The organism is Pseudoteredinibacter isoporae (assembly GCF_040372805.1).
Lineage (GTDB): Bacteria > Pseudomonadota > Gammaproteobacteria > Pseudomonadales > Cellvibrionaceae > Pseudoteredinibacter > Pseudoteredinibacter isoporae_A.
In genome coordinates this window covers 176,499-193,418 of sequence record NZ_BAABWJ010000008.1, presented here as the reverse complement: position 1 = coordinate 193,418, position 16,920 = coordinate 176,499, and the positions used below count along the sequence as shown (strand labels likewise).

17 protein-coding genes are annotated in these 16,920 nt (G+C 50.4%); 9 read left to right on the top strand and 8 right to left on the bottom strand.

Going from position 1 to position 16,920, the window contains the following annotated elements; all coding sequences use genetic code 11:
* Window positions 1-128 precede the first annotated feature (128 nt).
* On the bottom strand, window positions 129-713 hold the full coding sequence (rpoE, locus tag ABWW03_RS15690) for an RNA polymerase sigma factor RpoE (protein ID WP_353409804.1): 585 nt from the start codon (window positions 711-713) through the stop codon (window positions 129-131).
* Window positions 714-991: 278 nt separating this feature from the next.
* Here rpoE and nadB point away from each other — a divergent pair, with 278 nt between their 5' ends.
* A complete protein-coding gene (nadB, locus tag ABWW03_RS15685; RefSeq protein WP_353409802.1) occupies window positions 992-2,620 on the top strand; it encodes an L-aspartate oxidase in 1,629 nt (542 codons plus the stop codon).
* Here nadB and ABWW03_RS15680 read toward each other — a convergent pair.
* Together ABWW03_RS15680 and ABWW03_RS15675 are read right to left on the bottom strand one after the other, a co-directional pair.
* Window positions 2,609-3,175, bottom strand: coding sequence for a hypothetical protein (locus tag ABWW03_RS15680; RefSeq protein WP_353409800.1), 567 nt, complete (start codon window positions 3,173-3,175; stop codon window positions 2,609-2,611). The two genes, nadB and ABWW03_RS15680, sit on opposite strands and share 12 nt — an antisense overlap.
* Before the next feature lie 4 nt (window positions 3,176-3,179).
* The gene (locus ABWW03_RS15675; RefSeq protein ID WP_353409798.1) at window positions 3,180-3,425 is read right to left on the bottom strand and encodes a succinate dehydrogenase assembly factor 2; all 246 of its coding nucleotides are present in this window, start codon (window positions 3,423-3,425) and stop codon (window positions 3,180-3,182) included.
* Window positions 3,426-3,533: 108 nt separating this feature from the next.
* Between ABWW03_RS15675 and ABWW03_RS15670 the strand changes: the two genes are divergently transcribed.
* Both ABWW03_RS15670 and ABWW03_RS15665 read left to right on the top strand, forming a co-directional pair.
* Window positions 3,534-4,535 carry a YgfZ/GcvT domain-containing protein gene (locus tag ABWW03_RS15670; protein ID WP_353409796.1) on the top strand — a complete coding sequence of 334 codons (1,002 nt, stop codon included), beginning with the start codon at window positions 3,534-3,536 and terminating at the stop codon, window positions 4,533-4,535.
* Between the two features lie 59 nt (window positions 4,536-4,594).
* On the top strand, window positions 4,595-5,431 hold the full coding sequence (locus tag ABWW03_RS15665; protein WP_353409794.1) for an HDOD domain-containing protein: 837 nt from the start codon (window positions 4,595-4,597) through the stop codon (window positions 5,429-5,431).
* A 52-nt stretch (window positions 5,432-5,483) separates the two neighbouring features.
* Here the strand turns inward: ABWW03_RS15665 and ABWW03_RS15660 are convergent, their stop codons facing one another.
* From ABWW03_RS15660 to prfB, 4 genes are all read right to left on the bottom strand, one after another.
* Window positions 5,484-6,374, bottom strand: coding sequence for a class I SAM-dependent methyltransferase (locus tag ABWW03_RS15660; protein ID WP_353409792.1), 891 nt, complete (start codon window positions 6,372-6,374; stop codon window positions 5,484-5,486).
* Window positions 6,375-6,540: 166 nt separating this feature from the next.
* Window positions 6,541-7,227 carry a uracil-DNA glycosylase gene (ung, locus tag ABWW03_RS15655; RefSeq protein WP_353409790.1) on the bottom strand — a complete coding sequence of 229 codons (687 nt, stop codon included), beginning with the start codon at window positions 7,225-7,227 and terminating at the stop codon, window positions 6,541-6,543.
* A gap of 6 nt (window positions 7,228-7,233) precedes the next feature.
* Window positions 7,234-8,733, bottom strand: a complete 1,500-nt coding sequence (gene lysS, locus ABWW03_RS15650; RefSeq protein WP_353409788.1) for a lysine--tRNA ligase — start codon at window positions 8,731-8,733, stop codon at window positions 7,234-7,236.
* Between the two features lie 79 nt (window positions 8,734-8,812).
* Window positions 8,813-9,908, bottom strand: a protein-coding gene (gene prfB, locus ABWW03_RS15645; RefSeq protein ID WP_353409786.1) for a peptide chain release factor 2 whose coding sequence is annotated in 2 segments (ribosomal slippage) — window positions 8,813-9,835 and window positions 9,837-9,908 — 1,095 coding nt in all. Because the reading frame shifts where the segments join, the coding sequence is not laid out codon by codon here.
* A gap of 355 nt (window positions 9,909-10,263) precedes the next feature.
* On the opposite strand from prfB, the gene ABWW03_RS15640 reads away from it, so the two are divergent.
* The 3 genes from ABWW03_RS15640 (at window position 10,264) to ABWW03_RS15630 (ending at window position 12,997) form a co-directional block, all read left to right on the top strand.
* Window positions 10,264-11,541 carry a GGDEF domain-containing protein gene (locus tag ABWW03_RS15640; protein ID WP_353409784.1) on the top strand — a complete coding sequence of 426 codons (1,278 nt, stop codon included), beginning with the start codon at window positions 10,264-10,266 and terminating at the stop codon, window positions 11,539-11,541.
* Between the two features lie 92 nt (window positions 11,542-11,633).
* Entirely contained in the window at window positions 11,634-12,611 is a 978-nt protein-coding gene (locus tag ABWW03_RS15635) for a threonine dehydratase (RefSeq protein ID WP_353409782.1), read from the top strand.
* Complete coding sequence (locus ABWW03_RS15630) at window positions 12,608-12,997, top strand: VOC family protein (protein WP_353409780.1); 390 nt, start codon at window positions 12,608-12,610, stop codon at window positions 12,995-12,997. The genes ABWW03_RS15635 and ABWW03_RS15630 overlap by 4 nt, the downstream gene beginning before the upstream one ends.
* A 70-nt stretch (window positions 12,998-13,067) precedes the next feature.
* Here ABWW03_RS15630 and ABWW03_RS15625 read toward each other — a convergent pair whose 3' ends face one another.
* On the bottom strand, window positions 13,068-13,535 hold the full coding sequence (locus ABWW03_RS15625; RefSeq protein WP_353409778.1) for an Lrp/AsnC family transcriptional regulator: 468 nt from the start codon (window positions 13,533-13,535) through the stop codon (window positions 13,068-13,070).
* Between the two features lie 205 nt (window positions 13,536-13,740).
* Here ABWW03_RS15625 and ABWW03_RS15620 point away from each other — a divergent pair, with 205 nt between their 5' ends.
* The 3 genes from ABWW03_RS15620 (at window position 13,741) to ABWW03_RS15610 (ending at window position 16,920) form a co-directional block, all read left to right on the top strand.
* The gene (locus tag ABWW03_RS15620; protein ID WP_353409776.1) at window positions 13,741-14,802 is read left to right on the top strand and encodes a Glu/Leu/Phe/Val dehydrogenase dimerization domain-containing protein; all 1,062 of its coding nucleotides are present in this window, start codon (window positions 13,741-13,743) and stop codon (window positions 14,800-14,802) included.
* Between the two features lie 202 nt (window positions 14,803-15,004).
* Window positions 15,005-15,691 carry a tetratricopeptide repeat protein gene (locus tag ABWW03_RS15615; protein WP_353409774.1) on the top strand — a complete coding sequence of 229 codons (687 nt, stop codon included), beginning with the start codon at window positions 15,005-15,007 and terminating at the stop codon, window positions 15,689-15,691.
* A 101-nt stretch (window positions 15,692-15,792) separates the two neighbouring features.
* A complete protein-coding gene (locus ABWW03_RS15610; RefSeq protein ID WP_353409772.1) occupies window positions 15,793-16,920 on the top strand; it encodes a sensor histidine kinase in 1,128 nt (375 codons plus the stop codon).

Genomic DNA, 16,920 nt, shown 5'->3' with positions numbered 1-16,920 from the left:
AAAAAGCTCACACAATTTTGAACCATCGCACATTTCTTGTCACCTCATTGGCCGGAAAGCTGCAAACTCACCCGCCAAACCTTCCTTCAACTACAAAATCCCCCTAGGGATTTCCGGGCGTCGTCCCCTTATCGAAGCAAGGGGGACATGGCCTTTTCAATCGCTTCCCGAGCTCTGAAAATACGAGACCTTACGGTGCCCACCGGGCATGCCATAACACTGGCAATCTCTTCATAGCTCAGACCTTCCATTTCCCGCAAGGTTACTGCGGTTCGGAGGTCTTCTGGCAAATCCGTAATCGCGCGATCGACCACTTCTTGCAACTCATCCCGGAACAGATTGTTTTCCGGGCTATCCACATCTTTCAAATAATCACTGCCGCCGTAAAACTCCGCCTCTTCCACTTCGACATCACTGGCCGGTGGGCGGCGGTTACGAGACACCAGGAAATTTTTAGCGGTATTAATGGCGATGCGGTAGAGCCAAGTATAAAAAGCACTGTCACCACGAAAATTGGGGAGCGCCCGATACGCCTTAATAAAGGCCTCCTGGGCAACATCATGAACCTCGGCCGAGTCTTTAATATAGCGGCTGATGATCGATAGAATTTTGTGCTGATATTTAAGCACCAGCAAATCGAAGGCTTTCTTATCCCCCTTCTGTACACGCTCTACCAGCTGCTGATCCGTTGTTGGCGCCGACTGCGCTGCCATTCCTCACTCCAAACAATCTGCTCTCGGGCAGATACACTATTGTTCTTTCTTTTAATCTATTGCGGTCGCATTTTGCGCAACAGTTTAGCACGGGCGAACCAAAGATAGCTCATAGACTGGTTAGTACGGCACAAGTTCCCACAGGAATTGCGAAACCACAAGTTTACGTTTTACCTAAGTTACCCTGACTAAGCCACTGTCTTTGCAAAGATTATCCATCACACACCCAAATGTGCAGATACGGTATACTAGCGCCAGCTTGCTTTAGGAACGACAGTATGAAAACTCGACATCAATACGATGTGCTTATCATTGGAAGTGGCGCTGCAGGCCTCACTTTGGCACTTAATCTGGCCGAACGCTTTCAAGTGGCGGTATTGAGCAAGTCCGATATCAACCAAGGCTCCACTTGGTTTGCCCAAGGCGGCATTGCCGCCGTACTGGATTCTGAAGATTCCGTAGAAGCTCATGTCAGCGACACTCTCGATGCCGGCGCAGGCCTATGCCATGAAGACGCCGTGCGCTTTACCGTTGAAAACAGCGCTGACGCCATTCGCTGGCTGATCGACCAAGGGGTCGATTTCACACGCGAAGCCGAGGGGGAGGACTACCACCTCACAAAAGAAGGTGGCCATAGCCACCGCCGTATCATCCACAGCGCCGATGCGACTGGGCAAGCGGTACACTCCGCGCTGTCCGAACGAACCCTGGCTCACAGTAACATTGATGTCTATGCCCACCACATCGCAGTCGACCTGGTGAAACAGCCCAGCCCGAACAGTCGCAAGCTGCGCTGCGCCGGCGCTTACGTGTACAACCGTCCGAAAGACCGGGTCGATTTGTTTCAGGCCAAAGCCGTCATTCTCGCCACCGGCGGTGCCAGCAAAGTGTATTTGTATACCAGTAACCCCGACGGGGCCTCAGGCGATGGCATCGCCATGGCTTGGCGAGCCGGTTGTCGTATCGCCAATATGGAATTCAATCAATTCCACCCGACCTGCCTATTTCACCCTAAAGCGAAATCGTTTCTGATTACCGAAGCCCTGCGCGGTGAAGGTGCTTATCTGCGCCTGCCCGACGGTGAACGTTTTATGCATCGCTTTGATGAACGCGAGGAACTGGCCCCTCGTGATATTGTGGCTCGTGCGATTGACCACGAAATGAAACGTCTGGGTAGCGACTGCCTGTACCTCGACATCAGCCACAAACCGGAAGCCTTTATTGCGGAGCACTTTCCAACGGTGAAAGCCCGCTGTCAGGAGTTCGGCATTGACATCAGTAAAGAATGGATTCCCGTAGTACCTGCCGCACACTATACCTGTGGTGGCGTTGTGGTCGATCACAATGGCCAAACCGATTTGCAGCAGCTTTACGCGATCGGAGAAACCTCTTTTACCGGCCTTCACGGCGCCAATCGCATGGCCAGTAATTCTCTGCTGGAATGCATTGTGTACGCCCAGGCGGCCGCTCGACACATCAGCGAGACCATCCAAGATGTCGCTGACATTCATACCATTGCGCCTTGGGATGCTTCGCGCGTAACCGATTCGGATGAAGACGTGGTTATCTCCCACAACTGGGACGAACTCCGCCGCTTTATGTGGGACTATGTCGGCATTGTTCGAACCCGAAAACGCCTGGAACGAGCCACCCACCGCATCAAACTCCTGCAGAAAGAAATTGCGGAGTATTACAGCAACTACAAGGTCAGCAATGATCAGATCGAGCTGCGTAACCTGGCAACCGTTGCGGAATTGATTATCCGCTCGGCCATGGGTCGTAAGGAGAGCCGAGGACTGCACTACTCACTCGACTACCCTGAATTATCCAACGTTGCCAAAGATACGATTCTGGTTCCGATGAATTTTGCAGGCCAGGATCTGATCGTCAGCACCTCAGTGGAGTAGTCTCAGCCTCTGGCAAAGTAAACGCCAGGCCTCAGGCTCATGAAGCGAGCGAAACAGTATTAGCCGCCAGCGAAATCTGTGCGTGGGCAAGACCGCCCACAAGCACTGGCTCACATACATCAAACTTCCCCGTGCCTGTAAGTTACCGCACAAAACCATCTGTCTGGCAATCAGCTCGCTGCGGATATCCACTCTCGCAATGATCAATTCGTAGTGTTGCCACTCCGAATGAACCTCGGGAAGTATCAGCGTATCCTGATCACGCCCCTGAAGGAGAAGCTTCGGCATACCGAGTGCATCATCGTTCTCGCTGACACACAACCGAAAAGCGTTCATTGCCCAATGACGCAGCACCCACAGCCCTGCACTCAGAGTCAGAAACAACAGCGCGACGATATACACAAAAGGGGGAAGTTCAGAAAACAGCAACAGCGCCAGAAACAACAAGCCGTGAAGCGCACAGATCAATAGAGAAAGAAAGGCGGATGCTTGCAATGGCAACCGTACGACATAACGGCGGCCGACATTAAATCTTGGCGGCCGCTTCTGCTGCAAAATCTTATTCTTGCAAACCGGTGTTGTTGCGGATAATCGTGACGATCTTCAACATCTCGGGATCATCCGGGTCTTTGCGCTTCAAAAACCAACCAAACATGTCCTGATCTTCACACTCCAACAACGCCCAGTAGCGCTCTTTATCTTCCTGATCGAGATCGGGATAAACGTTTTCCAAAAACGGCAATAACACCAGGTCCAGTTCTAACATGCCCCGTCGGCTACCCCAAAACAGGCGATTTTTATCCATAGTTACCTCGAATTCAGCTTTCGCCAATTATAAGTTAAAGGCCATAACAGCGACCACAGCTGAAGCAAAATATTTTACAATGGCCAGCGCATTGACATAGGAATAGCCATGAACAACTGGTCAGAACTTATACAAGCCTCAAATTACACTACGCTCGATAGCCAATCCGCGGCGGCTGAGGGGCGCCCGCTGCGCCTTTGTACGCTCGATCACAAATGCGTACTCGACGTAATCGGTCCAGACTGCAAGACCTTCCTGCAAGGTCAGCTCACCTGTGATCTTGATGAGGTCAGCACGACACAATGGCGCCTTGGCGCGCACTGCAATCACAAGGGGCGGATGCTGAGCAGTTTTCGAGCCAGCGCCCTAGGCGAAGAACACATCCGTTTGATTTTGCGCCAGAATATTTCTGCCAATGCCCACAAAGCGTTGGCTAAATACGCCATTTTTTCAAAAGCCGAACTCACATTGAATGCCGACTGTATTGGGCTTGGCTTACACGGCCAAGGTGCCCCAGATCAACTCCAGGCCTGGCAATTGCAGGCACCCGCTGAGGGCCACTGCAGCGAACAAAACGGCATCCAGGTTCTCAATATTTCGGATGACCGCTTTGAAATCTGGGCAGATCGTGAGCAGATAAAAAATTTGTTGGATCAGTTAAAGTCCGAGCCCGTATTGGTCGATAACGGCTACTGGAGGTTATTGGATATTCGAGCGGGAATCGCTGAAGTCGAGGCCGGGGTGGAAGAATCGATTATTCCCCAAATGCTGAACTTCAACGAACTGGGCGGTATTAACTACCAAAAAGGGTGTTATACCGGCCAGGAAATCATCGCCAGAATGCAGTACCGGGGTAATTTGAAACGCCATACCGTTCGTTTAGTGAACACCAAAGACACTGTTGCTGAGTCACAGCTGAGTAGTGGTCGCGAATTGTTTGGCGCCGATAGCACGCAAGCCGTAGGTGAGTTGGTTAATGTTGCCACCAGCGCGGAGGGTATTGAAGCGCTGGCTGTCGTTAAAGATAACGCCTCTCAAAATGCCCTGGCACTGTCTCCGGACGGACCTTGGAATTTCACGGTCGAACCGCTCCCATATGCTATAACTTAAATAAGGGTCGCTCAGTTAAGGCGGCCCATAAGAAGCCAAGCCTTAAACGAGACGATGCGATGAATCCACTAGCGGCCCAGGCCCGTACAGACATTCTTTCCGCTATTGATAATGACGAGTTAGTACTCCCCAGCTTGCCGGAAATTGCCCTGCAGGTTCGGGAGGTTGCTGAAGATCCTGACGCCGGTGTTATGGATTTAAATAAGGTTATCGGTAACGACGTCGCCCTGACCGCGCGCATTATTAAAGTGGCCAACAGCCCTACTATGCGCGGCGCCCAGGAAATTACCAATCTGCAAATGGCGCTTTCGCGCCTGGGCTTACAGTTTACCGCCTCCCTGGCCATGGGCTTAGCCATGGAGCAAATGTTCCAGGCAAAATCGAAAGAGATTGATCGCCGTATTCGTGAAGTCTGGAGTCGCTCAAGTGAAATTGCCGGCATGTGCAATGTGCTCTGTAAGTTCCGCACCGATCTGCAACCCGATCAGGCGACCCTGGCAGGGCTGGTACACAATATTGGCGCCCTCCCCATCTTCAAATACGCCGAAGAAAATCCGGACGCTTTGAATAACCCCTTTGTGCTGGATATGCTGGTGTATGATCTTGGCGCCGAACTGGGTGATAAGATTTTAAGCTCCTGGGAATTTTCCCCGGAGCTTGTTCACGTACCCAGCCAGCATCTGGACTTTGCGCGCGAAGCCGATACCGTTGGCTACGCGGATATCGTTACTGTGGCCATGCTGCAAAGCCATATGGGAGGCAATCACCCATTTGCTAATATTGACTACGGCACCGTAACCGCATTTGCCCGCCTGGGGCTCGATCCCAATATGGAAGATGCCGAAGGCGAAGACATTTCGGCTGAAATGGAAGCCGCCATGGCCATGCTTACCTGATCAACCCACGTCACTCACGAGGACAACGCAACCTGTTTTTCGCACGAAAAGCTCAGCGCTGTTCTCGTGAGAAGTACATCCCCCAAGCCAATGGACGACCCTGCTCCGCGAGTGCGACGGTTTTGGCCTTAAACCCTGATGCCCTGATCGTGTCTACCAAGTTTTTTTGGTCTGCACCACTTAAGGCAACCGAAATCTGTTGTTCCAACCGATCGATGTTCGCCAGCAAGGAAGATTGCCATTGACCGATCATTTGTTGAGCCAGATCGCTACGCACTTTATCATCACGAACATCGGTCAATAACTGCGCAAGGCTTCGTAACAACGCAAACATCAAACTGGATTCCCTGGGCAAACGAATCTCGTTCATCATAGAAGCCATCAGTTTCTGCAAACCCACTCGGTCCGTTTTGTCTGTGTGAGCGTTCTGGCACCATTGCCAAGCGGCGGCAAACAGACCACTATCCAAAACACTACGCCCTTCCATTAACTGTTGTTGCGAGTGGCGGCACAGCAGAGAATCTTTTCGGTGGCATAGAAGTAACAGTTGCGACGTAGGTTGTAGCACTCGACACAACTCTCGTATGCCACTCTCACGCGGAATGTATTCAAAACCGAACTGACTCACCACCCAACTGAAACTGTGATCGGGAAACGCCAGACTGGAACCGTCCATACGAATGAAGTGATGCTGATGGCGTAAATCGGTATTCGGGACAATATCACTGTAGTCAACACCAACACAAAAGCCAGTATGGCTCTCAGGCAACTGCTGAAGCAAGGCGCCATTACCCGTTGCCAAATCAAGAACACTGTCCTGATCTTTAAGCTTTGAAACAAAGTACTGTTGCACGAATTGTTTGACGGGACTGGCGGCATGTGCCTGAAGGGATTGTTCTGCCCCGGTTTGCCAGTAATCGGACCAACTTATTTGTGAGCTCAATGGCTACCTCATACTCATTCTTGTTATAGGGCGTAAGCATGAGAGTAATTTATCACGGAAATATCACCAAAGACTTCTACTTCGAATAAAAAGTCACTCAATATCACATGACCACCCTATAGCTGTCACTCTATCGCGACCGCACGAGGTCGGCCATTTTTTGACATTACTGTGACGGCACAGACCAATCGATCGCGGTTTGCCCGCGTTGAAGCAAATAGTGATTCGTCGCAGAAAAATGACCGCAACCCAGAAAGCCACGATGGGCCGACAGAGGGGATGGGTGAACAGACTTCAGGACGCAGTGTTTCTGCGAGTCAATAACCCGACCTTTTTTCTGGGCATAACTGCCCCAAAGTAAAAACACCAAACCTTCACGTTGCTCACTCAAAAGCTGAACGATTTTGTCCGTGAACTGCTCCCAGCCTTTGTTTTGATGAGAACCAGCATTGGCTTGTTGTACCGATAAGGTTGCGTTCAACAGCAACACCCCCTGATCAGCCCAACTTTGCAGACAACCGTGATTAGGAATAGCCAAACCCAGATCACGCTCAATTTCTTTATAGATATTCAACAGAGAAGGCGGAATTCGCACACCGGGAGGAACCGAGAAGCTCAGGCCATGGGCCTGCCCTGGTCCGTGGTAAGGGTCCTGCCCCAGCACAACCACTTTGACTTTATCGAACGGCGTGCTGTTCAAGGCGTTAAACATTTGCGGACCGGGCGGAAAAATAACTTTTCCCGCCGCCTTTTCAGTGCGCAAAAAATCCCCGAGCTGTTGCATATAAGCTTGTTCAAACTCATCGGCCAACAGCGCTTTCCAAGAAGGGTCTAACTGTACGTCCCTGCTCATATCATCTTACTCAGGGCGCATTGCCGGGAACAGTAAAACATCTCGAATGGACGGGGAATCAGTCAGTAACATAACCAAACGGTCAATACCAATACCTTCACCTGCTGTTGGAGGCAAACCGTACTCTAACGCGCGTACATAGTCGGCATCGTAATGCATGGCTTCATCATCACCCGCATCTTTTTCAGCCACCTGCTGCTGAAAACGCTCGGCTTGATCTTCCGCATCATTCAGCTCCGAAAAGCCATTGGCAATCTCACGACCACCCACAAAGAACTCAAAGCGATCGGTGACAAATGGATTGTCATCATTGCGACGAGCCAAAGGCGAAACTTCGGTTGGGTATTGGGTAATGAACGTTGGGTCGTCCAGGCGGTGTTCGACCGTCTTCTCAAAAATTTCGATTTGAACCTTACCCAGTCCCCAGATATCTTTCAGTGGAATGCCCAAACCTTCAGCAATCTTACGAGCACCCTGCTCATCTGCCAGTTCTTCCGCATTAATATCATCATTAAAGTGCAGAATGGAATCGAACACAGACAGTCGACGGAAAGGCTTGGCGAAATCGTAAATCGTTTCACTTTCCACTTCCCCTTCGGCATTTTTCACTGTAGAACGGACCTGAGTGGTGCCCAATACCGACTCGGCCAGATTGCGCAGCATATCTTCGGTCAAATCCATCAGGTCGTTGTAATCGGCGTAGGCCTGATAAAACTCCAGCATCGTGAATTCAGGATTGTGACGAGTCGACAAGCCTTCATTCCGGAAATTACGGTTAATTTCATAAACACGTTCGAAACCACCCACAACCAGGCGCTTCAGGTACAGCTCCGGCGCGATACGCAAATACATATCAATATCCAGAGCATTGTGATGAGTCACAAACGGACGTGCCGTAGCACCACCAGGGATGGCCTGCAACATCGGTGTTTCCACTTCCATATAATCTTTGCCATTCAGGTAGCTGCGAATGAACTCAATCACTTTGGAGCGGGTGCGAAACACATCGCGAACTTCAGGATTGACGATCAGGTCCACATAACGCTGACGGTAGCGGGTTTCCTGATCCGCCAGACCATGATATTTATCCGGCAAGGGACGCAAGGACTTGGTCAACAGCTGCGTGTTATCCATATTCACATAAAGATCACCCTTTCCAGAGCGATGCAGCTTACCTTCACAAGCAACGATATCACCCAAATCCAAACGTTTGGCAAAAGGGCGAGCTTCTTTTGTAATGTATAACTGAATAGCACCACTGGCATCGCGAATCACTACCCACGGACCACGCATGGCCATAACACGACCGGCTACGCTGATTTGCACATCATCATCTTCGAGTGCTTCTTTACTGATTTCCGCGTATTTATCCTGAACATCCTGAGCTTTGTGTTTAGGGCGAAAGTCATTTGGGAAAGTAGGCCCGTCTTCGGCGCGAATCGTCGCAAGTTTTTCACGACGCACGGCAACTAATTTGTTTTCGTCTTGTGGCTTGTTATCGCTCATGGTTAAAGCTCTTTAGTCAGTAGAAATAAATCTATAAAAAGTAAAATAGGGTGCGACACCGATCATTGTGACCTGTCGCTTACAGGCCGGCCTTCAAGCTGGCCTCGATAAACTGGTCCAGATTACCGTCTAATACGGATTGACAGTTACTGGTCTGCACACTGGTACGCAAATCCTTGATACGCTGATCATCAAGTACATAGGATCGAATTTGGCTGCCCCACCCAATATCAGCTTTGCTGTCTTCCGCCGCCTGCTTTTCTTCATTGCGTTTGAGCATTTCCTGTTCGTACAATTTTGCACGCAACATCTTCCAGGCTTGATCGCGGTTTTTATGTTGAGAACGTTGACTCTGACATTCCGCCACAATACCCGTGGGTTCGTGGGTTAAACGAACAGCCGAGTCGGTTTTGTTGACGTGCTGACCACCTGCACCAGAGGCGCGGTAGGTATCGGTACGAACATCCGCAGGGTTGATATCAATCTCGATATTGTCATCAATTTCCGGGGACACAAATACAGAACAAAACGACGTGTGACGACGATTGCCAGAATCAAACGGCGATTTCCGCACTAGACGGTGTACGCCGGTTTCGGTTCTCAGCCAACCGAAAGCGTATTCGCCTTCAAAGCGAATAGTCGCTGATTTGATACCCGCTACATCGCCCGCGGAAGCTTCTTCCAGTGTGGTTTTGAAACCCTTTGCTTCCCCCCATCGCAAATACATGCGCAGGACCATCTCCGCCCAGTCCTGAGCTTCAGTACCACCGGAACCCGACTGGATATCCAAATAGGCATTATTCGGATCCATTTCACCAGAAAACATACGACGGAACTCGAGCTTGGCCAGATGTTTATTCAGACCCTCAATCTCGGATTCAACTTCAGCAACGGTATCCTCATCCTCTTCTTCCACGGCCATTTCCAACAGCTCGTGGGCGTCGGCGATACCACCGTCGAGAGTATCGATTGTTTCTACAACGGCCTCCAGAGAAGAGCGCTCACGGCCCAGCTCTTGGGCTTTTTCCTGGTCGTTCCAGACATCCGGTTCTCCGAGCAACAGCTCTACTTCATCCAGGCGTTCTTTCTTGTGATCATAGTCAAAGATACCCCCTAAGCGTATCGGTACGCGTTTGCAGGTCTTTCAACTGATTAATAATTGGATTGATTTCCATAAATGCCACTGATTCTGTTCGTTAATGCCTGCCCAAGGCCCCATCCACAGGTTTAAGGGGTCAATTCGGGCAATTTGAAAGGCGCGAATTGTACCCCAAGCCCCCCGCCAACTCTAGGGCAGCAGCCCCTTCGAACCCAACAATTCAGGGATTTACCGACGCATCAAGCAAATCTGCCCGGCCACCACTACCAGCGAGGCTTACCCCCATTATTGACCAAGCCCTGACCGCTCATCCTAAAACCTTATATTGACGAATGAGTCACTCAAAAAAAGCGAACTGGCGCCGTTATGAACAGAGAGGGTTTTGCCTACGCCGTAACGAGCAACCCCATGGATTCAAGGACAGGATATCAATGAAGTTTTCCGCAGGTTTTCATCGCTATTTCTATGGTTTACAGGCCATTTTGCTGGGATTGCTGGCTTACAGCGGCTATCTGATCAATGACTTTTATCGCCTCACCCACGACATTGCCCGCCTGGAAAACAACCGCTTTGATATGGTTGCCCTGGCCAATGAACTGCAGCAAAGCTCAGACCAGCTGACCCTGTTCGCTCAGAATTATGTTGTGACGGGAAATCCGGAGTATCTGCGCGCCTTTGAACAGGTACTGGCCATTCGCAATGGAGTCGAACCTCGACCACAGGATTACCATGCAACGTACTGGAACTTGAATGAAGATGAGCGAGCCGCTCGTCACGGCCAACAGGAAGGCATTGCTCTGTTGGACATCATGGCCTCCATGCCCTATAGCGAAGCTGAATTCGCACTTTTGCACTTGGCTAAAACCCAATCCGACAAACTGGCTATGATAGAGCGCGACGCCTTTGCACTGGCCCCCTCCGACCAGGAGGCCGCCAAGGCCTTATTGTTCGGCGAAAAGTACAAAGAAGCCAAACACAGCATCATGGCCCCTATCGATCAGTTTTTAATCGTGGTAAACAAGCGTCTTGCGAAAAACCTGCATAATCTTCATCAACGTGAAGAAAGCCTGGCCAAGTCTTTACCCTTGATCCTAGGCTTAAATGCCCTATTGATTTTCGCTATTTTTATCACCATCAATTGGCGCTTTATTCAGTACCATAGGCAACTGGTCGACCTCTCGATGAAAGATCACTTGACCCGAATCTGCAATCGCAAATACCTCTCGGAATTCGGACCGCAATTTTTACAATACCATCGCCGCCACGGGAATAAAGTTTGCCTTGCGTTAATGGACATCGATCATTTCAAGAAAATCAACGATAACTTCGGCCACCAGATTGGCGATCGAATACTGCAACACTTCTGCAAAACCATTGACGCCAGAATTCGTAAAACTGATACCTTCGTGCGATACGGTGGCGAAGAATTTGTCTTACTGATGCCCAACATGACCCCGGAGCAGTGCCAGCATTTTCTCGATGAAATTTGTGAGCGAGTGGCCCAGCATGATTTTGTGGAACGTCGAAATCGCATTCCCTACACCGTCAGTATCGGCTGGGTAGATTGCGGCCACCATTATGATCTCGATACCATGTTACATCGCGCTGATGCTGCGATGTATAAAGCCAAACAAGCTGGCCGAAACTGCGCTCAACAAGGCGACTGCAGTAACCCGAAACCTACGCTGGCCATTTCAAAGTCGGCCTGATGCTGGGAAATTAGCCTTGGCCCCGGCCTCCGCTCGTGCTACAACGCGTTCTTACGAAGAATAAAAAGGAACGCGCAATACGCGAGGCCACTATGACCGCATTGTTTGATCTGCCGGCTTTGGAAGCGGTGTTACCCCAGATTTATCAACACATGATGCCGAGCCCCTGCCGACATTGGCCATTGTTAAGCCAGGAGCTGGGCTGCGAATTACACCTTAAACATGAAAATCATAATCCAACGGGGGCCTTTAAAGTCCGCGGAGGTTTGGTGTACATGCAGGCCCTGAGCCAACAGCAGCCCGAGTTGAAAGGAGTAGTGTCAGCAACCCGTGGTAACCATGGGCAATCCATCGCTCTCGCCGCCAGTCAAGTCGGTTTGCAAACACTGATTGTGGCGCCGGAAGGCAACTCACGAGAAAAGAACGCCGCAATGGAAGCGTTTGGAGCCGAGTTGCTTCTCGCCGGCAAAGACTTTGATGAATCCCGTAAAATCGCGGAACAGTTGGCCCATGAAAGAGCGTGGCATATGGTGCCCTCCTTTCACAAGAATCTGGTTCTGGGCGTTGCAAGCTATGCTCTGGAAATGTTCCAAAGCCAGACGTTCGATACGGTGTATGTACCGATTGGAATGGGTTCAGGAATCTGCGGCGTCATCACAGTGCGTGACCTTTTACAGCTGAATACAAAGGTTGTTGGCGTGGTGTCGACGGGCGCGGATGCAATCAAACAATCCTTCGAACAAAAACGCATTATCCCTACTGACTCGGCCATTACCTATGCTGACGGCATGGCTTGTCGCGAACCTCAAGCAGAAGCAATGGCCATTATTCAACAAGGCGCCGACCGTATTGTGAGCGTCAGCGATGATGAAGTGGCCGCTGCGCAGAGACAACTGTTTTCAAGTTGCCACACACTGGCTGAAGGCGCTGGTGCGGCGGCACTCGCCGCCCTGAGACAGGAGCGAGAACAGCAGGCCGGAAAGAAAATCGGTTTGATTGTGACCGGAGCCAATATTGATCGCCCGGTTTTCAGTCAGGTTTTACAGGGTCACACACCGAGCGCATTATGATTCAGGGACTCAACCACATTACCTTGAGCTGCTCGAGTCTGGCTCAATCGATCAACTTTTACCAAAACCTGCTGGGCATGACACTGGAACATCAATGGCCCGGCGGTGCTTACTTCAGTGCTGGTCAACTCTGGTTTTGCTTGATCGAAAAGCCGAGCTACCAAACGTCTCAACAGGGCTACACCCATATCGCGTTCTCGATTCAGCAGAAAGACTTTGAGCACTGGAAAACCAAACTTCAGCAAGCCAACATCCAGGAATGGCAAGCCAATAAAAGCGAAGGCGACTCAATCTATTTTCTTGATCCGGACGGCTACCAATTGGAATTGCATGTCGGTAACTTGCAGAGCCGCTTGAATCATGCAAGGCCGCACGAAAACAAGTGACGTTGAGTCACAGGCTGCATCGGGTGCAAACAACAAGCAAGCTACCGCATCCTTTCGGCTTCTTAGGAGGTTAAATCGCGTCCAAGGGTAACTCCGTGCTCAGTTTAATCTCACTCATTGCCACACTGGAGTTAAATTCCTGCACACCCGGCAGTTGGGACAACACATCACGATACAGCCGCTCGTAGTGCTCCATGTCTTTGGTCACGATACAAAGCAGAAAATCCACTCGCCCAAGCATCACATAACATTCGGTGACCTCGGGAACTCCGCGGATGCGCTCTTCAAAGGCGTGCAACTCCTGACGACCATTCGCCGTCAGCTTCACCTCGGTATAGATCACGGTATTCAAACCCAGCTTTTGTCGGTTCAAGAGGCCCACGCGTGCCCGTATATACCCCTCATCTTCCAAGCGTTTAATCCGGCGCCAACACGGCGGCTGGGAAAGATTCACCTGCTCAGCGATTTCGGATGCCGTCAGACTCGCGTCCCGCTGAATCAATTTAAGAATTTTGCGATCAATTTTATCCAGATTCACAGTTTCTACCTCCCATAAAATACCCCGACAATTGCGAGAATATTTTATACCCAAAAAAGACAATATGAGTATAAATAATTCACCAAAAGTGCAATTTCGATAAATAAAGGCATAAATTTTACATGGCAATCGGACTATATTGGGCGGTTCAAGGGCGCAAAATACGCCCAACAAGAAGAAATATTGAGAAGACCGAGGCGAGACTATGTCAGTTTTTGACCATCCAGATTTTGACCAACACGAACAGGTGGCATTTTTTAACCACCCCGCATCTGGATTACAGGCTATTGTAGCCATTCACAATACCAATCTGGGCCCTGCTCTGGGCGGCTGCCGCATGTGGCCTTATGCCTCGTTCCAACATGCTCTGACTGATGTGCTGCGTCTATCAAAAGGCATGACCTATAAATCCGCCGTTGCGGGTTTACAGCTCGGTGGCGGTAAGTGTGTGATTATTGGCGATCCTCGTCAGGACAAAAGCGAGAGCATGTTGCTGGCGTTGGGTGAGTACATCAATGGCTTGTCCGGTGCTTACATCACCGCAGAAGATTCCGGCACCAGTGTGCCAGACATGGAAATCATTTCTCGCAGCACCGACTATGTGGCTGGTATTAACCCAGAAGGTGAACACGGTGGTGATCCTTCGCCCACGACCGCATACGGCACGTTTGTTGGCCTGAAAGCCGCAGTGAAACACCGTTTTAACCAAAATGACCTTAATGGCCTCACGGTTGCTCTTCAAGGTGTCGGAAATGTGGGCTTCCATCTCGCCCGCCATTTGAAGGAAGCCGGTGCGGAACTGATTGTCAGTGATATCTTCGTACAAAACAGTGAACGTGCCGCCGAACAGCTGGGCGCGCGCATTGTCGCACCCACTGAAATTTATAGCGTTGAAGCCGATGTCTTCGCCCCGTGCGCTCTGGGTGGCAGCATCAATCAAGACACCGTTCAGGAACTGAAAGCCAAGGTGATCGCAGGTGCAGCCAATAATCAGCTGGCCCAAGCTCAGGTCGCCGAAACCCTATTGGAAAACGGCATTCTTTACACACCCGATTATGTTCTCAATGCAGGAGGTATTATCGATATCGCCTACCAACGTGAAAACAAGAGTCGCGAAGAAATGCTGGCCCATGTGGACACCATTGCCCACACTCTGGAAGAAATCTTTGGCCGCGCTCAGGAGCAGGGACTGCCCACTAATATTGTCGCTGACCAGGTTGCTGAACAGCGTTTCATTAACCCACCAGCAATGAAAGCGGCCAGCTAAACCACCATCACGGGCGGGTCATCACCCGCCTTTTTCTTTGCTCTTGTTTCGCCCATTCCACTTTTTCCGCCAATTACCACCAGACTCAAACCCTACACCAATGACATTTGTCATCCGAAAGTCCTGACAAAGCTCTCTAAAAATTCCACCGCCCATTCGCCATACTGATCTCACATTAAACAACAGCCCTCGGGAGATCATTATGAAAAAGCACATCTTGGCCACTATCATCAGCGTCTTCAGCATCAGTGTTCTGGCAGACCAGGCGACCATTAACGATATCGAAGACGCTGCGCGTCAACTGGACACGGACCGTTTGGAAGCTCTAAGCCATTCCCCAGACACTTACGACAGCGCATTAGCCCATTATCGTTTGGCCATCAGTTACAACCTGAAAGCCGATAACGATGCCGCGGAGGATGCACTTGATACCGCCATGGAATCCATGGAAGCGCTGACTGAATCCGAACCGAATAACGCCGAAGCCTGGGCCTTGCTTAGCCACATTTATGGTACCAAGATCGGATTTAACCCAATGAAAGGGATGTACTACGGACCTAAAGCGGGTAAGAGCCTGGCCAAAGCCAAAGCACTGGCGCCGGAAAACCCAAGAGTGAATCTGGTATCAGGTGTGAGCGATTATTTTTCTCCGGCCGTATTCGGTGGCAGCAAAACCAGTGCGATCAAATCATTGAGCACCGCTATTCATCAATACACCAGTGATCAGTCTTCCGGTTACCACTGGGGCCTGGCCGAAGCCTATGTATGGCGCGGTTTGGCGCAAATGGAATTGGGGGAAAGCGGTAAAGCCCTGAACGACTGGCGATCTGCAGTTGCAATCGAACCGGACTACCATTGGGCCAACTCACTGATCCAAAAACATCAGTAAAGCCAGCAAAAATTCAAGCCTCATAGCACCCTGTGACATACGGGGTGCTTTACAGCAGGGCCGCAATCGCTAAAAATCACCGCCTAATACAAGGAATACACATGTCCAGCAATCCCACCTTCAGCAACTATATGCCTCCCCTCATGGCACCACGAGCACAAAAGTGGAATTTCATTTCCTTGTTGTTTTCCCTGTTTTATTTTCTACCCGCTGTGATGTCCATGAACTCCATGGTTATCACTGATTGGGTGACGATACTGGTGGGTTATGCGATTTTTCTGGGGCTTTACTTTTGGGGTTTGAAATCTGATACCAGTAACGCCATTTATCCGATCTTGGCTATTTTACTGTGTTGCTTTGTCCTCACAGCCTTCACACCCGGAAGTAATGCCCTGTTTGGCTTTGCGATGTTTTTAGCCGCGTATTACTTCCCCTTTAAGAAAGGGGTTTGGCTGTTAGTATTCGCCATTGTCATCGAGGTGCTTGGCTTTGTTTATCTGCGCAATTACGACACAATGTTTTTGGGCATCGCGATCTTCCTGAGCATTGCCCTGTTTATTAATGCGGCGTTTGTTCGGAAAGATCTGCAGCATCGACTCAGTGAAGCGCGAGATCAAGAACAGATTCAGCAATTGGCCACCATTGCAGAACGCGAGCGTATCAGCCGCGACCTGCATGATTTATTAGGCCACAGCTTATCCAGCATTGCTTTGAAGGCCGAGCTGGCGGAAAAATTAATTCACGCCGGCCAGCAAGACAATGCGATGAAGGAGATATCCGACGTTGCTCAACTCAGCCGAAGTGCCTTGAGTGAAGTCCGTGAAAGTGTTTCCGGGCTGAAAAAAACCGGCATAAGCGCTGAACTCAACGTGATGTGTGAACGTTTGCGCAGCGCGGGCTTCACCGCTGAGTGCGAGAATAATCTGCCTGTAGAACATTCGCTCAGCCCCGAAATAGAAACCACCTTGATCCTGTTGCTCAAGGAAGGCAGCACCAATATTCTACGCCACAGCGAGGGCAACCGGGCTCATCTGACATTGGATTATCAACATTCCAAGATCATCTTGAATATCTGGGATAACGGCAACGCCAGCCACATTCTCGAAGGCAATGGGATATCAGGAATGAAAGACCGCTGTGCTCAGGTCGGCGCCGAATACCAAATTCAACACGGTGCCGAAGGCACACTGATTTCCATCTGCAAAGAATTTGCAGATCAAGAGGCTTAG

Bases quoted from the DNA above. Each gene is read 5' to 3' on its own strand.
- rpoE (WP_353409804.1), bottom strand. From the start codon at position 713: ATGGCAGCGCAGTCGGCGCCAACAACGGATCAGCAGCTGGTAGAGCGT.
- nadB (WP_353409802.1), top strand. From the start codon at position 992: ATGAAAACTCGACATCAATACGATGTGCTTATCATTGGAAGTGGCGCT.
- ABWW03_RS15675 (WP_353409798.1), bottom strand. From the start codon at position 3,425: ATGGATAAAAATCGCCTGTTTTGGGGTAGCCGACGGGGCATGTTAGAA.
- ABWW03_RS15670 (WP_353409796.1), top strand. From the start codon at position 3,534: ATGAACAACTGGTCAGAACTTATACAAGCCTCAAATTACACTACGCTC.
- ABWW03_RS15665 (WP_353409794.1), top strand. From the start codon at position 4,595: ATGAATCCACTAGCGGCCCAGGCCCGTACAGACATTCTTTCCGCTATT.
- ung (WP_353409790.1), bottom strand. From the start codon at position 7,227: ATGAGCAGGGACGTACAGTTAGACCCTTCTTGGAAAGCGCTGTTGGCC.
- lysS (WP_353409788.1), bottom strand. From the start codon at position 8,733: ATGAGCGATAACAAGCCACAAGACGAAAACAAATTAGTTGCCGTGCGT.
- ABWW03_RS15640 (WP_353409784.1), top strand. From the start codon at position 10,264: ATGAAGTTTTCCGCAGGTTTTCATCGCTATTTCTATGGTTTACAGGCC.
- ABWW03_RS15635 (WP_353409782.1), top strand. From the start codon at position 11,634: ATGACCGCATTGTTTGATCTGCCGGCTTTGGAAGCGGTGTTACCCCAG.
- ABWW03_RS15630 (WP_353409780.1), top strand. From the start codon at position 12,608: ATGATTCAGGGACTCAACCACATTACCTTGAGCTGCTCGAGTCTGGCT.
- ABWW03_RS15620 (WP_353409776.1), top strand. From the start codon at position 13,741: ATGTCAGTTTTTGACCATCCAGATTTTGACCAACACGAACAGGTGGCA.
- ABWW03_RS15615 (WP_353409774.1), top strand. From the start codon at position 15,005: ATGAAAAAGCACATCTTGGCCACTATCATCAGCGTCTTCAGCATCAGT.
- ABWW03_RS15610 (WP_353409772.1), top strand. From the start codon at position 15,793: ATGTCCAGCAATCCCACCTTCAGCAACTATATGCCTCCCCTCATGGCA.